Here is a 14,514-nt window from a genome sequence, read left to right on the forward strand (position 1 = left end):
CAAAACTTAACCCGTTCTTCGGTGGAAAGTTCTAAAATGGATTTGGCTAATGCTTTGCGTTCGGCGTATGAATTATTTGGTTGTGAAGTAACTTTTGCAGGAAGCTATCCTGGTTGGACGCCAAATGTAAATTCGGAAATATTAGACTTATTGGTTAAAATATACGAAAAGCAAAACGGAACCAAACCGAATGTTGCCGCTTGTCACGCCGGATTGGAATGCGGAATTCTAGGAACGAACTATCCAGGAATGGACATGATTTCTTTTGGTCCAACCATTCACGGTGCCCACAGCCCAGATGAACGAGCAAGTATTTCTTCTTCTCAAAAATTCTGGAAATTTGTATTGGAAATTTTAGAAAATATCCCAGTTAAGAATTAAAAAAAAAAGCTCCGATTGATTTCGGAGCTTTTTTTAATAAAGTTATTTATTAAATGTAATGTCACTTATCTTTTCATTCTTGTAATAGAGTTCGTAGTTAGAATCTTTATTATCGGCAATAATTGCAAAAAATAATTCGGCTGTAAATCGTTCATAGCTAGTTTCTCCAAAATACAAAATGCTTAATTTAGGATTCTCGGATGTACCAAAGTTAATTTTCAATTCAAAATTAGTGTAGCCTTCTTTGTCAAAGTCATTAAAATAGTCTTTTTCAGATTCATTGTATTCGGGTAACCAATAATTATCTATTTCTTTTCCGTTATCTTTATATAATCTATTTTTTCTAAACGGAATTAATTCCGGTTCTCCAATAATGCCTGTATATCCTTTATAATCAGCAAGACGGTAACGTATATTATTGTTTGTATCTAAAAGTGAAAATGCACTCAATTTAGTTTTGTTTTCTTCTGTCGATTTAATTTTAGTTTTAATCAGTACCTTTCTTAAATCGGAACTTTTTACAGCCAATTGTCTGATTCCAAATACACTTACGTTATCAACTAATTTTGACTTAACGATTTCAATACTAATTTTATCAGAAGTAGTCGTTATTTGTGCAATCAAATTGTTATTGATACACAGCAGAAGTGCTACTATTAATTTATTTAAATTCATTTATTTATTACTAATTATTGAATTTTACAAACTTTGCTTTGCAAGGTTCAATGCACGGATAATTTAAAATTAGTGAGGTGCCTGAAAATTCATAAATAATATTTGAACTTGGACAACTATTAGGAATTATTGTGTTTGTTGTCGCAGTATAAGTTCCAGTTGAGCTAGCATTGGATGCAGTAGACATATCGCACAAGGAGCCGTTAGAAGTTACAGTGCCATTAGCGTCAAATGTTAGGGTTTTGTTGCTGGTTACAGGGGTAAAGACACCGCTTCCATTTCCTGGATCGGCATACATTTCGCTATATTTCCATGTGCCAACTAAGGTGTTTGGAGTGTTAACTGTATCACTTTTGTTACAAGAAATCAAGTTTAAAAAAACTAACGAAATAAGTAATTTAATTGTTTTCATACTCTTTTTAATTTTTCATTTATGTATTTAACATGCAGTTTTTTATTATAAGTTTTTCTGATATTATCCTCATTTATTTTATTAAATATTTCCTCTTTTTCTTTTTCAGTTAGATTTGTTTTTGAATATTTTTTTATTGTTGGAATTAACTTATAAGTATATACAACATCAGTTGTCGTTTTAACTTTAATCTCAGAATTTGAAGAAAATGCAATAATAGATATATATTCAATATTTGAAAATTCATTGAGGCAATTTTTTATTGCTTTTATATGACCTAAGTTTTGTCTAATTGGGTTGTAAAATTTTTCCTTTCTTTTAAATATTACTTGAGTCCAATATTCTGAGTTTTCATATCCCAAAATCCAACCTTTATAATTTTTTGTTTCAATTACAAAAATTCCAAAATTAGATATGACTAAATGATCTATTTGAGTAGTTGTATTTCCTGCTTTTAGAACAACATCATTAATTATTTTATATTCTGATTTATCTAATAAGTTTAATATTGATGAAACGGTTTTTTCTCCAATTATCCCTTTAATCTTTGATTTATAAAAATTTGAGAGGATAATTAATAGAAAAAAAATAATTAGTACTACTTCCATTTATTACTTAAGTAAATTCTCAAAATAAATCCTATACAAACAACAATACCAGCAACGGAATAATTATTCCTGCTAAAGCCAATTTCCAACCTCGGCTTTTAAAACTAAATTTACCTGCAGGGATCATAATAGCTCCCGTAATAGCTATCGTGATTAATGAAAGTCCGAAAATATCACCATAGTAAATCCACCAATTGGAAGTGTTTTTGTGTAACTTGATCATAGAGCTGATGATAGGTGTTTTAATAAAAGTGGTGATTTCGCCTTTGCCACTTTTCACATCTATTTCTACATCGTTCTTTTCAAATGAGATTTTCAGTTTTCCATCGTCCATCTTTTGACGGCGAAATTTATCGTCAATGCCCAGCTTTTTTCCTAGCTCTTCAGCATATTCATCGGTAACTTCACTTTCCTGAGGTACTTTAACTACAACCAATCTTGTTTCGGTGGTATATTTTTCGGCATGAAAGCTATCGCGGTGGTTCATTAAGATACCCGAAAGCGCAAAAGAAATAATCAATCCAATGTAAAAATAGCCTAAGTCGCGGTGTAGTTCTCTAATTTTAAGTTGTTTCATTTTTAAAAATTGTAAGTTAGTGATGCAGCATAATTTCTTGGAGCAATAGGGTTTAAGCTATTGTCGTCGTGTATGTTGTAATTCAATTCGTTGAGCAAATTACTAATTTTAGCTCGTAAGGTCCAGTTTGAAAAGGTATAGGTAATTGTTGTATCAATTTGAAAGTAATCCTTAACGTAAATTAACTTTCTGGTATCATTTGCTATTTGAACTCGCGTAGGTCTTCCGGCGTAGCGGGTGCCAAAATAGGTGTTGATCAAGCCAAAAGCTAAACCTTTTAATGTTCCTTTTTCAAAATTATAATTTATATTGAAATTGGCTGTATTTTTTGGGTTGTATTTTAATTCACTTCCTTCAATAAAATAGGAACTTTTTACATATTTTGTTTCATTAAAACTATATCCAGCTAGTATTGAAAGCCCTTTAATTGGGTTTGCAATCACATCAATTTCCACACCCTTGCTTTGTACTTCGCCAGCCAATACTTTAATGTAAGAATAGGTGTTTCCGTTGCTTAAAGATTGTTGGTAGAAATTTTCATTGGTGATTTGATAACCAGTTATATTAACATACAAGCGTTCTTTTACTATCTTGGTTTTAACTCCTATTTCATATTGATCAATTATGGAAGGTATTAAAGTATTCCCCAATTCATCTTGACCCGTGTTAATTTCAAATGAATTGGAATAACTGGTAAATAATGTCACATTGGTAGAAGGTTGATAAATCAATCCCAATCGGGGTGAAAAAGCACCATCATAATTAGTTGAGTTTATCGTAGATTTAGTTGCATATGTGAATACCTCACTTTGGGTGTCTTGATAACTGTATCTTATCCCTGCAAGCAATTTAAACTTATTGGTTAAGTGAGCTAAATCCTGAATGTAAACTCCAAACCGATTGATTGGAGTAGTGGTTAAAGTATTTTTGTCTAAAGTTGGAATTGCTGGTTCTAAACTCGGATTGTAATCGGAATTTATGTTGATTACATCATAATTCATATAATTTTTATAGGCAGTGGTGTAGGTTTTAAAACTTTCTATATCGTATCCAAATAAAAATTGGTGGTTAATTTTTCCGGTTTGAAATTTACCTTTCAAATCGGCTTGTTGAATAAAATAATTGTCTTTGTTTTCAGTACGTTGAATACTTCTAGTCCAATCACCATTGGCCGTAATATTTCCGCCAACAACGGGGTTTGGGCGCGTGTTGGAAAATAAATCGGTTTCAAAAAATCGAATCGAATTGATAAATGAAACACACCAATTTTCTGATAAAGTATGGGTTAGGGTAGCCGTACTCAAAGCTTGTTTACTGTTGTAATATCCCCAACTAACACCCAAAAAGCGGCTTCGTGGTAAATCCAAGATTTGGTAATTGTAGATCCCAGCTCCAAAATCGGGGGTTCTGGAATCCTTAATGTAATCGGCTTCAAGGAGCAATTCTGTTTTAGAATTAAATTTAATTAATATCGATGGATTGATATAACTGCGTTCCGATTGGACAAAATCTCTAAAGCTGTCTCCTTTTTCAAAACTTCCATTGATTCTAAATGCAATCGATTTATTTTTTCCAAGTGAATTATAGAAATCAAAATTTGGTTTAATTGTATTGAAACTTCCATAGCGAATACCAATTTCACCGCCCAATTCATTCTTTGGTTTTTTGGTAACCAAATTTAAAATACCTCCAGGAGCTACATTTCCAAATAATAAAGCTGCACTTCCTTTTAAAAGCTCCACTTTTTCCAAGCCACTGGTTTCAATTTGCATTCCATTAAAATAACGAATTCCATTTTTAAATGTATTGGAACTACTCAACGGAAAACCCCTCGATGCTATTTCTTCTTGATAACCTCCTGTAGTTCCCATGATGTAAACTCCATTGGTGTTTTTTAAAATATCGGTTAAAGAGTTGGTTTGTTGGTTCGTTAAAACAACATTTGTAATTACAGCTTGAGCTTGAGGCAAATCCATTGGTTTTATCCCGGCTTTGCCAAGATTCAAAGGGTTTTTTTGTGGATAATTAGCAATGGTAACATCCTTTAATTTATGTCCTTTAAGATTTTTTACCGTGTCTAGTAGAGCATAAAAATCCTCGTTTTTAGTTGCTGTTTGGGCATAGAAACTTGTTGAAATTGTATTTGTAAGTAAAAATAGAAGTGCAAACTTTCTCATTTATTTAGATTTAATAAAAATAATTATGCAAATATAATTGACGTATTTTATTTTGCAAAATTTATTTAGAATAAATAAAAATAGTATTTTCTAAATCGCAAATTTTCAGTATTTTACAAATAAAAAAAACTTGCTAATAAGCAAGTTTTAGATGATTTGAAGGTGTTTTGGACTTATTTTTTTTTATTCAGTAGATAAGTAGTTTTACTCGTTTTTCCTCTTTCTTTCCCTGAGACCGTAATTGACACCGACTTATTTTTTAATAATCGGTATTCCAATTTTTGAGGATAATCGTGCTTCGGGTTTTCAAAAACCAATAAACTGTCTTCATCTTTGGTCAGTTGAAACGGAATGGCTTTATTGTTGTTTTCACCCGTTACCGTAGCAGAGTAAATTAAATGCTCTTGATCTTGCAACAATTCAATTTGCTCATTATGAATCGTGTCTTTTTCATTCTGAATATAATAAGATTCTCCTGTGTAGGTACTGTCGTTGTTGGGTTGCCAAATTTCAATTAGGGTGCCTAGACTGTCGGTTTTTTCCCATTCGCCCACCAGCCATTTCGCTTTTTCAAGCTCCTCATAGTTCTTAATTAGATTTCCTTTTGCATCATATTTATTACATGAAAAGACGAAAGTTAGGGCAGTAATTGCAAGTGTAAAGGCAATTTTTCTCATAAATCTATATTTAATACCACAATATTATAAAAAAACTACCAACCGAACACTGCCAACTGAACACTATTTACTATTTTTGCTCTCCAAAATAAAGAATACAAAATGTTAGAGAGACTTCAATATGTAAAACAACGATTTGACGAGATTTCAGATTTGATTATTCAACCTGATGTTATCTCTGATCAAAAGCGTTACGTTCAATTAAATCAAGAGTACAAAGGACTTAAAGATTTAATGGAGAAGCGTGAAGAATTGATTAATGTTACTGGAAATATAGAAGAAGCCAACGAAATTATCGCTGATGGCAGTGATGCCGAAATGGTAGAAATGGCCAAAATGCAATTGGACGAAGCTAAAGAACGTTTGCCGCAATTGGAAGAAGAAATCAAATTCATGTTGATTCCAAAAGATCCCGAAGATGCTAAAAATGTTATGGTTGAAATTCGTGCCGGAACGGGTGGAGACGAAGCTTCCATTTTTGCTGGAGATTTATTTAGAATGTATACTAAATACTGCGAAACCCGCGGTTGGAGAACCTCAGTGGTGGATATGAACGAAGGAACTTCGGGTGGATTCAAAGAAATTATTTTTGAAGTTACCGGAGAAGATGTTTACGGAACTTTAAAATTTGAAGCCGGTGTACATCGTGTGCAACGTGTACCGCAAACCGAAACGCAAGGTCGTGTGCATACTTCTGCAGCAACGGTAATGGTGCTTCCAGAGGCCGAAGAATTTGACGTGCAAATTGACATGAATGATGTGCGTATTGATTTCTTTTGTTCTTCAGGACCTGGAGGGCAATCGGTGAATACCACAAAATCTGCCGTGCGTTTAACCCACATTCCAACCGGATTGGTAGCGCAATGTCAGGATCAAAAATCGCAACATAAAAACAAAGATAAAGCACTTGAGGTATTAAGATCGCGTTTGTACGAGCAAGAATTGGCAAAAAAACAAGCCGAAGATGCTACCAAGCGTTCTTCTCAAGTGAGCTCGGGTGACCGTTCGGCTAAAATTAGAACTTACAACTATTCGCAAGGTCGTGTAACCGATCACCGAATTGGTTTGGATGTTTTTGATATGGATGGGGTGATGAACGGAAAAATTCAGAAATTTGTTGAAGAACTTCAGTTGGTAAACAACATGGAAAAACTGAAAGAAAGCGAAGTACTGTAAATAATAACAGAGTATATATAAGGGCCAAACTAGAAATAGTTTGGCTTTTGTTTTTTGAATAAGTTGAGTTTTTGTGGTTACCAAACTTTAAACTAACTTTGTGCAATAACGAGTTACAAACTACAAATTACCTAGTGCCTTGACAACTACACAACTTATCGAGCAAATCAAATTCAAAAAATCCTTTCTGTGTATTGGTTTGGATGTTGATTTAACCAAAATTCCAGCCTATTTATTAGAACTTGAAGATCCAATTTTCGAATTCAATAAAGCAATCATTGATGCTACTCACGATTTGTGTGTTTCCTATAAACCCAATACGGCATTTTATGAAGCCTACGGAATTAAAGGTTGGCAATCGCTAGAAAAAACAATTAACTACTTGAATGAAAAGCATCCCGAAATTTTTACCATTGCCGATGCAAAGCGGGGCGATATCGGAAATACATCAACCATGTATGCCAAAGCTTTTTTTGAGGATTTAAATTTTGATTCGGTTACTGTTGCGCCTTATATGGGTAAAGATTCGGTGGAACCATTTTTGGCTTTTGAAAACAAACATGCCATTATGTTGGCTTTGACTTCCAATGAAGGGGCTTTTGATTTCCAAACTAAAAATGTTGAAGGCAAAGAACTATATAAAGTAGTTATTGAAACCTCAAAATCATGGAAAAATTCGCAGAATTTAATGTATGTAGTGGGTGCAACCAAAGCCGACTATTTTACAGAAATACGAAAAATTATTCCGGATAGTTTCTTGTTAGTTCCCGGAGTAGGAGCACAAGGAGGAAGCTTGCAGGAAGTTTGTAAATACGGAATGAACCCCAATGTAGGGTTGTTAATTAATTCCTCTCGCGGAATTATCTACGCATCAAAAGAAACCGATTTTGCAGAAAAAGCAAGAGCAGAAGCTTTGAAAATGCAACAAGAAATGCAAGATATACTTCAATCTCTTTGATAGCATATACACTATATAAAAACGAGCAGTCGAGCGTGTGGGTGACTTTTGTGCACGGCGCAGGAGGAAGTTCATCTATTTGGTTCAAACAAATTCGCGAATTTCAAAAACACTTCAATGTCTTGTTGTTGGATTTACGAGGGCACGGCAATTCGAACCATCAATTCAAAAAAGCGTTCCATAAAAAATATACCTTTCAATCTATTGCTGAAGATGTTTTGGAAGTATTGGATCATCTAAAAATTAAAACCTCCCATTTTATTGGTATTTCACTGGGTACAATTGTAATCAGGCAATTGGCGGAAGAACATCCCAGTAGAGTAAAAAGTATGGTTATGGGCGGTGCCATATTAAAAATGAATTTCCGATCTCAAATCTTAATGCGATTGGGAAATACCTTTAAGTATGTGTTGCCTTATTTGGTTTTATACCGATTTTTTGCATTTGTAATCATGCCCAATAAAAACCACAAACAATCGCGTTTGTTGTTTATCAATGAAGCCAAGAAATTATATCAAAAAGAATTTATTCGTTGGTTTAATCTCACGGCCGAAATCAACCCGGTATTAAAATGGTTCCGCCAACAAGAATTAAATATCCCCACTTTTTATGTAATGGGTGAAGAAGATTACATGTTTTTACCGTCGGTTAGAAATGTAGTAGCAAAACATACCAAATCTGCTCAATTATTTGTCATCGAAAACTGCGGTCATGTAGTAAATGTAGAACAACCGATTTTGTTTAACGAGTCGGTGATAGCATTTATTCGTCAAAATTGAGTAAATTAAATAAAAAAAAGCCAATGCTTCTCCTACATTGGCAATCTTTATTCTAACTAAACCAAACAAAATTATAAATGATTATTTATAACGATGCAAATATCTGAATAGTATAGTTAACTTATGTTAAGTGAATGTTATTTTCGATAAACAATTGTTAAATTACTTATTTAATAATCCAAATACACTTTGCAGTAAAGGGGAGGTTCTCGATTTTAAATCGGTTCTAATATTTTTTTCTTCCACTGCAATCATTTTAAAAACCCCATCCATCGATTTGTTGGTGATGTAATCGGTAATGTCAGGGTTTACTTTACTCACAAACGGAATTGAATTATATTTACTGATTATAGTGTTCCAAATGGTGTCGGCTCCCACTTTTCCGATGGATTGTTGCACAACCGGACTTAATTTAGAGTACAAATCTTTGGTGGTTGCACCCTGAAGGTAAACAGTTGCAGCATCTTCTTTACCCATTAATATTGATTTCGCATCGGTAATTGTCATGTTTTTTACCGCCGAAACAAAAATAGGAGTTGCTTCTTTCACTGCATCTTCAGCTGCTCGGTTCATGGCCACAATCCCTTGGTCGGCTAAGTTACCCATCCCGAGTTTTCGTAAGGTACTTTCTACTTTTTGCAATTCCTCTGGAATTAATATTTTCACCGCTTCGTTTTTTAAGAAACCATCCACGGCAGTCAATTTGGAAACTTCTTTAGTGATTCCATTATTCAAGGCTTCTTTTAATCCCGCTGCAATATCAATAGTTGAGCTATTTGTAGTTCCTCCAATTTTAGGTAAGGTGATATTTGTTTTTGTAGGCAATTTTTTCGGAATTGTTTTCAATTGTGCTATCCCAAGTAAAGGGCAAATTAGTGCTAATAGGATAATTTTTTTCATAGTATTCAATATTGTTTTTAAGGTCTATGCAAATAGTATGCCTTAATTTTGAATTCACAAATTTCGGCAAAGATTTAGATAATTTTGAAGGCAATAAAATTATTAAATTCGTAAATTGCGCTCTCAAATTTGAATAAAAATTACTAATGGAACTACAAACGCCCTACATTCCTAAAAATAAAGTAAGAATTGTTACTGCTGCATCTCTTTTTGATGGTCATGATGCTGCCATTAACATTATGCGAAGAATAATTCAAGCCACTGGTGTCGAAGTAATTCACTTGGGTCACGATAGAAGTGTAGAAGAAGTAGTGAATACAGCCATTCAAGAAGATGCAAATGCCATTGCAATGACTTCCTATCAAGGGGGGCACAATGAGTATTTTAAATACATGTATGACTTGCTAAAGGAAAAAGGCGCGGGTCATATTAAAATTTTCGGTGGCGGCGGTGGAGTAATTCTGCCAACCGAAATTGCCGAATTGCATGCTTACGGAATCGAAAGAATTTATTCTCCAGATGATGGTCGTGCCATGGGATTGCAAGGAATGATTAATGATTTGGTGCAACGATCTGATTATCCCGTTGGTGCTATTTTAAAAGATGAATTAGCTCATATTGAAGATAAAAATCCAACTGCAATTGCCCGATTGATTTCTGCTGCAGAGAATTTCCCAGAAATTGCAAAGACAGCATTTGATGCAATTCATAAGAAAAATGAAAACAATAAAACGCCAGTTCTTGGAATTACCGGAACCGGTGGTGCCGGAAAATCGTCTTTGGTAGACGAATTAGTGCGTCGCTTTTTAATTGATTTTCCAGAAAAAACAATCGGATTGGTTTCGGTTGATCCTTCCAAAAGAAAAACAGGCGGCGCTTTGCTTGGTGACCGTATTCGTATGAATGCTATCAATAATCCAAGAGTTTATATGCGTTCGTTGGCAACCCGTCAATCCAATTTGGCCTTGTCTAAATATGTAAACGAAGCCATCGAAGTATTAAAAGCGGCAAAATATGATTTGATAATTTTAGAAACTTCCGGAATTGGTCAAAGTGATACTGAAATCATGGATCACTCCGATGTTTCATTGTATGTAATGACTCCCGAATTTGGTGCGGCTACTCAATTGGAAAAAATCGACATGTTGGACTTTGCCGATTTGGTAGCGCTGAATAAATTTGATAAAAGAGGTGCTTTGGATGCGATTCGCGATGTGAAAAAGCAATACCAAAGAAATCATAATTTATGGGATGCCGATATTGATTCGATGCCAATATTTGGAACTATCGCTTCGCAATTTAACGATCCAGGAATGAATACACTCTACAAATCAATCATGGATAAAATTGTAGAGAAAACGGGAGTCGATTTAAAATCGACTTTCCAAATCACTCGCGAAATGAGTGAAAAAGTATTTGTGATTCCACCGCACAGAACCCGTTATTTATCTGAAATAGCAGAAAACAATAGAAAATATGATGAAACTGCTTTGTCGCAGGTTGAAGTTGCCCAAAAATTATACGGAATATATAAAACCATTGAAACCGTTTCAGGTAAACCACCGGAATTAACTAAAGTTGGTTTAGTGAATATTGTCATTCCGACGAAGGAGGAATCTCATCAATTTTTGGAATTACTTTATAAAGAATTCGACCGTGTGAAAATGAATCTTGATCCTTACAATTGGGAGATAATCCTAACTTGGGAGGATAAAGTAAACAAATATAAAAACCCAATTTATAGTTTTAAAGTTCGTGATAAAGTCATTGAAATTAAAACACACAGCGAAAGTTTATCGCATTCGCAAATTCCAAAAGTGGCCTTGCCAAAATACCAAGCTTGGGGCGATATTTTAAAATGGAATTTACAAGAAAATGTACCTGGAGAATTTCCTTTCGCTTCTGGATTGTATCCGTTTAAGAGAGAAGGTGAAGATCCAAGCCGAATGTTTGCTGGTGAGGGTGGGCCTGAAAGAACGAATAAACGTTTCCATTATGTAAGCGCCGGATTGCCTGCGAAACGATTATCTACCGCTTTTGATTCGGTTACTTTATACGGAAATGATCCGCATGTGCGCCCAGATATTTATGGGAAAATTGGAAATGCCGGAGTTTCTATTTGTTGTTTGGATGATGCTAAAAAGTTGTATTCTGGTTTTGATTTGACGCATGCGTTGACTTCAGTTTCGATGACTATTAATGGTCCGGCACCAATGTTGCTTGGCTTTTTTATGAATGCGGCGATCGATCAAAATTGCGAAAAATATATTATTGCAAATAATCTTCAAGCTGAAGTTGAGAAAAAAATCAGTGAGATTTATAAGCAAAAAGGAACTATTAGACCAAAATACCAAGGCGAATTACCAGAAGGAAACGATGGTTTAGGATTGATGCTTTTGGGTGTTACCGGAGATCAAGTATTGCCTTTGGATGTGTATACTGATATCAAAATAAAAACTTTATCACAAGTTCGTGGAACAGTTCAAGCGGATATTTTGAAAGAAGATCAGGCGCAAAATACTTGTATTTTTTCTACCGAATTTGCTTTGCGATTAATGGGAGATGTTCAAGAATATTTCATTAAAGAGAATGTTCGTAATTTTTATTCGGTTTCTATTTCTGGATATCACATTGCAGAGGCCGGTGCCAATCCAATTACTCAATTGGCATTTACCTTAGCTAATGGTTTCACTTACGTAGAATATTATTTGAGTCGCGGAATGAACATCAACGATTTTGGACCTAACTTATCGTTCTTTTTCTCAAACGGAATTGATCCGGAATATGCGGTTATTGGCCGTGTGGCGCGTAAAATTTGGGCGAAAGCCATGAAAAATAAATACGGAGCCAACGAAAGAGCCCAAATGTTGAAATACCACATTCAGACTTCAGGGCGTTCACTACACGCACAAGAAATCGATTTTAATGATATTCGTACTACGCTACAAGCGTTGTATGCTATTTATGACAACTGTAATTCATTGCATACTAATGCTTATGATGAGGCCATCACAACGCCAACAGAGGAATCGGTTCGAAGAGCAATGGCGATTCAGTTGATTATTAATAAAGAATTAGGTTTGGCGAAAAACGAAAACCCAATTCAAGGTTCGTTTATAATTGAAGAATTAACCGACTTAGTGGAAGATGCGGTGTTGCAAGAATTTGACCGAATCACTGAGCGTGGTGGAGTGCTGGGCGCAATGGAAACTATGTACCAACGTTCTAAAATTCAGTAGGAAAGTTTGTATTATGAAACGTTAAAGCACACCGGAGAATTTCCAATTATTGGGGTGAATACTTTCTTGAGTTCTAAAGGGTCGCCAACGGTAATTCCGGCAGAGGTTATTCGTGCAACAGAAACTGAAAAACAATATCAAATTGATATGTTGCAAAACCTTCACAAAGGAAACGAAGAAAAAGTATCTGGTGAGTTGAATGCAATTCAGGAAGCTGCAATTAACAACCAAAATATCTTTGAAAAATTAATGGAAGCAACGAAGGTTTGTTCGTTAGGACAAATTACCAGCGCTTTATTTGAAGTGGGTGGGCAGTATAGACGCAATATGTAATTTGTATCAAATGAATCCAAAAATAAAAACTTTTCCACAAACAAAGTTTATAGGTAAAAACCTTTCATTTACCTACGCTGATTACCGTGCTTTCGAATTGTGGAGCGGATTCATGCCTCGCAGAAAAGAAATTCAAAATACTGTAGGAAGCGAATTGTATAACATTCAAATCAATCCAAAAAATTTTGATTTTAGTCCGACTACTCCATTTGTAAAATGGGCTGCAGTGGCAGTTTCAAACTTTGATTTTATTCCCGAGGGAATGGATACTTTAGTTTTGGAAGAAAAAATGTACGCTGTTTTTAGTTATAAAGGAGATCAAAGTGGTGCAGCAGCTTTTTTTAATGCTATTTACACCCAATGGCTTCCAACTTCTGGATATGAATTAGGAAATCATCCGCAATTTGAAATATTAGGAGAGAAATATAAAAATAATGACCCTGATTCGGAGGAAGAAATTTGGATTCCGATTCAGAGTAAAGTTTAGTATTCGCCATCTACATAATACCATTTTCCATTTTCAAATACGAAGGTAGACAGCTCTTCGTGAACTTGATCTATGCCTCTGTAATCTAGGTAATAGGCTTTGAATTTTACGGTAGTTTCGGTTGAATATAAAACTTCTAATTTTATCCAATGGTTGCTTTTACTCCATTCTAAAATAGCTATTTTTTTGTGAAGTTTTCTTGTAGAGGAATGTGTGGTTGCAACTAAGTAATCCGCATTTCCAGTAGCATAAGCCGAATATCTAGAACGCATTAAGGTCTCAGCAGTTGGTGCATGTTGTGTGCCGCTTAAATAAATTTGGCAGCATTCCTCAAAAGAGGAGTTAGCGCCACAAAAACAATTAGCCATTATTTTTACTTTCATTAAACTTTCGCACCATTGCTTTTAGTTTTTCTTCTCGAGCTACTTTTTTTGCCTTGGCTTTATCTTGCTCTTTATGAAGTTTGTCGTTGTGCTTTTTGATATTGCGTTCGTTGTTTCTTCCCATGCTTATTTTAGTGTATCGATTTTTACATATCCAATATGTAAAACATCTTCGGTAATATTCTCTGCTATCGAAATTTGAATTTCATATTGATTAGTGTACGTAGGAAGCAGAATTTCTTTTACATTATAGGAGTCGTCAATATCAATTCCGAATTTATCATCAATGTGGGAAACGGCACCCTTAAATCCAAAATGTTTATAGAAAGTTGTTTCTTTTGCTTTTTTGGTTACTTCGGATAATGAATCGCCAACGGCCAGTAATTTATAATGGTATTCTTCAAATTCATTTTCTTTATAACCTCCTAAATTGATGAAAAACAATTGTGAGGAATTCTCTTTTGAAGTGCCTTTGGGTACGATTTCAATTTGATAGTTTTCTACAAAATTCACTTCACGCCAAGCGTCAATATGAAATCGACCTTTGGCTTCGGGCCAAAATTCTTTCATTTGCGGCATCAGTTCTTTTAATGAATTTCCAATTCCGAAAAAAATATCGTGTTGCTCGGTATACCTTCCTTCAGGACGACAGCCAAGCATAATCATATATAGTTTTGTTGTGTTTTTCATTTGCCAAAGGTACATTTTTTTGTTAATAATAAAGTTTGGCACAAGTATTGAAAGGGTTTAAG

General features: G+C 34.5%; 15 protein-coding genes and 1 pseudogene. 6 read left to right on the forward strand and 10 right to left on the reverse strand.

Annotated features, from left to right (window positions below; translation table 11 throughout):
* Nucleotides 1-381 (forward strand): M20/M25/M40 family metallo-hydrolase (locus ACKOWY_RS08175; RefSeq protein ID WP_408940949.1); only part of this gene is annotated, 381 nt, incomplete at its 5' end.
* 42 nt (nucleotides 382-423) lie between these two features.
* On the opposite strand, the gene ACKOWY_RS08180 is transcribed toward ACKOWY_RS08175, so the two are convergent.
* The 6 genes from ACKOWY_RS08180 to ACKOWY_RS08205 all read right to left on the reverse strand — a co-directional run bounded on the left by ACKOWY_RS08180 (nucleotide 424) and on the right by ACKOWY_RS08205 (nucleotide 5,507).
* A complete protein-coding gene (locus ACKOWY_RS08180; RefSeq protein ID WP_408940950.1) occupies nucleotides 424-1,056 on the reverse strand; it encodes a hypothetical protein in 633 nt (210 codons plus the stop codon).
* A 10-nt stretch (nucleotides 1,057-1,066) separates the two neighbouring features.
* Nucleotides 1,067-1,468, reverse strand: coding sequence for a lipocalin family protein (locus ACKOWY_RS08185; RefSeq protein WP_408940951.1), 402 nt, complete (start codon nucleotides 1,466-1,468; stop codon nucleotides 1,067-1,069).
* The gene (locus ACKOWY_RS08190; protein WP_408940952.1) at nucleotides 1,465-2,076 is read right to left on the reverse strand and encodes a nuclease-related domain-containing protein; all 612 of its coding nucleotides are present in this window, start codon (nucleotides 2,074-2,076) and stop codon (nucleotides 1,465-1,467) included. Before ACKOWY_RS08190 ends, ACKOWY_RS08185 begins: the two co-directional genes overlap by 4 nt.
* Nucleotides 2,077-2,107: 31 nt before the next feature.
* Entirely contained in the window at nucleotides 2,108-2,653 is a 546-nt protein-coding gene (locus tag ACKOWY_RS08195; RefSeq protein WP_408940953.1) for a PepSY-associated TM helix domain-containing protein, read from the reverse strand.
* 2 nt (nucleotides 2,654-2,655) lie between these two features.
* A complete protein-coding gene (locus tag ACKOWY_RS08200) occupies nucleotides 2,656-4,830 on the reverse strand; it encodes a TonB-dependent siderophore receptor (RefSeq protein ID WP_408940954.1) in 2,175 nt (724 codons plus the stop codon).
* Nucleotides 4,831-5,003: 173 nt separating this feature from the next.
* Nucleotides 5,004-5,507 carry a DUF6265 family protein gene (locus ACKOWY_RS08205; RefSeq protein WP_408940955.1) on the reverse strand — a complete coding sequence of 168 codons (504 nt, stop codon included), beginning with the start codon at nucleotides 5,505-5,507 and terminating at the stop codon, nucleotides 5,004-5,006.
* A 102-nt stretch (nucleotides 5,508-5,609) separates the two neighbouring features.
* Between ACKOWY_RS08205 and prfA the strand changes: the two genes are divergently transcribed.
* The 3 genes from prfA (at nucleotide 5,610) to ACKOWY_RS08220 (ending at nucleotide 8,420) form a co-directional block, all read left to right on the forward strand.
* The gene (gene prfA / locus ACKOWY_RS08210) at nucleotides 5,610-6,683 is read left to right on the forward strand and encodes a peptide chain release factor 1 (RefSeq protein WP_408940956.1); all 1,074 of its coding nucleotides are present in this window, start codon (nucleotides 5,610-5,612) and stop codon (nucleotides 6,681-6,683) included.
* Between the two features lie 139 nt (nucleotides 6,684-6,822).
* A complete protein-coding gene (gene pyrF / locus ACKOWY_RS08215) occupies nucleotides 6,823-7,641 on the forward strand; it encodes an orotidine-5'-phosphate decarboxylase (RefSeq protein WP_408940957.1) in 819 nt (272 codons plus the stop codon).
* The gene (locus ACKOWY_RS08220; protein ID WP_408940958.1) at nucleotides 7,638-8,420 is read left to right on the forward strand and encodes an alpha/beta fold hydrolase; all 783 of its coding nucleotides are present in this window, start codon (nucleotides 7,638-7,640) and stop codon (nucleotides 8,418-8,420) included. Before pyrF ends, ACKOWY_RS08220 begins: the two co-directional genes overlap by 4 nt.
* 162 nt (nucleotides 8,421-8,582) lie before the next feature.
* Here ACKOWY_RS08220 and ACKOWY_RS08225 read toward each other — a convergent pair whose 3' ends face one another.
* Entirely contained in the window at nucleotides 8,583-9,320 is a 738-nt protein-coding gene (locus tag ACKOWY_RS08225; RefSeq protein ID WP_408940959.1) for a DUF4197 domain-containing protein, read from the reverse strand.
* A 146-nt stretch (nucleotides 9,321-9,466) separates the two neighbouring features.
* On the opposite strand from ACKOWY_RS08225, the pseudogene ACKOWY_RS08230 reads away from it, so the two are divergent.
* Nucleotides 9,467-12,892, forward strand: a pseudogene (locus ACKOWY_RS08230) (methylmalonyl-CoA mutase family protein).
* Between the two features lie 10 nt (nucleotides 12,893-12,902).
* The gene (locus ACKOWY_RS08235; RefSeq protein WP_408940960.1) at nucleotides 12,903-13,379 is read left to right on the forward strand and encodes a GyrI-like domain-containing protein; all 477 of its coding nucleotides are present in this window, start codon (nucleotides 12,903-12,905) and stop codon (nucleotides 13,377-13,379) included.
* On the opposite strand, the gene ACKOWY_RS08240 is transcribed toward ACKOWY_RS08235, so the two are convergent.
* Genes ACKOWY_RS08240 through ACKOWY_RS08250 form a run of 3 tightly spaced genes read right to left on the reverse strand, consistent with a single transcriptional unit; the run spans nucleotide 13,376 to nucleotide 14,452 of the window.
* Complete coding sequence (locus tag ACKOWY_RS08240) at nucleotides 13,376-13,762, reverse strand: YchJ family protein (RefSeq protein WP_408940961.1); 387 nt, start codon at nucleotides 13,760-13,762, stop codon at nucleotides 13,376-13,378. The genes ACKOWY_RS08235 and ACKOWY_RS08240 overlap by 4 nt on opposite strands.
* A complete protein-coding gene (locus tag ACKOWY_RS08245) occupies nucleotides 13,740-13,886 on the reverse strand; it encodes a hypothetical protein (RefSeq protein WP_408940962.1) in 147 nt (48 codons plus the stop codon). Before ACKOWY_RS08245 ends, ACKOWY_RS08240 begins: the two co-directional genes overlap by 23 nt.
* Before the next feature lie 2 nt (nucleotides 13,887-13,888).
* Nucleotides 13,889-14,452 carry a DUF1543 domain-containing protein gene (locus ACKOWY_RS08250; protein ID WP_408940963.1) on the reverse strand — a complete coding sequence of 188 codons (564 nt, stop codon included), beginning with the start codon at nucleotides 14,450-14,452 and terminating at the stop codon, nucleotides 13,889-13,891.
* Nucleotides 14,453-14,514: the final 62 nt, after the last annotated feature.

Origin of the sequence: Flavobacterium sp. (assembly GCF_046073885.1) — a bacterium.
GTDB lineage: Bacteria > Bacteroidota > Bacteroidia > Flavobacteriales > Flavobacteriaceae > Flavobacterium.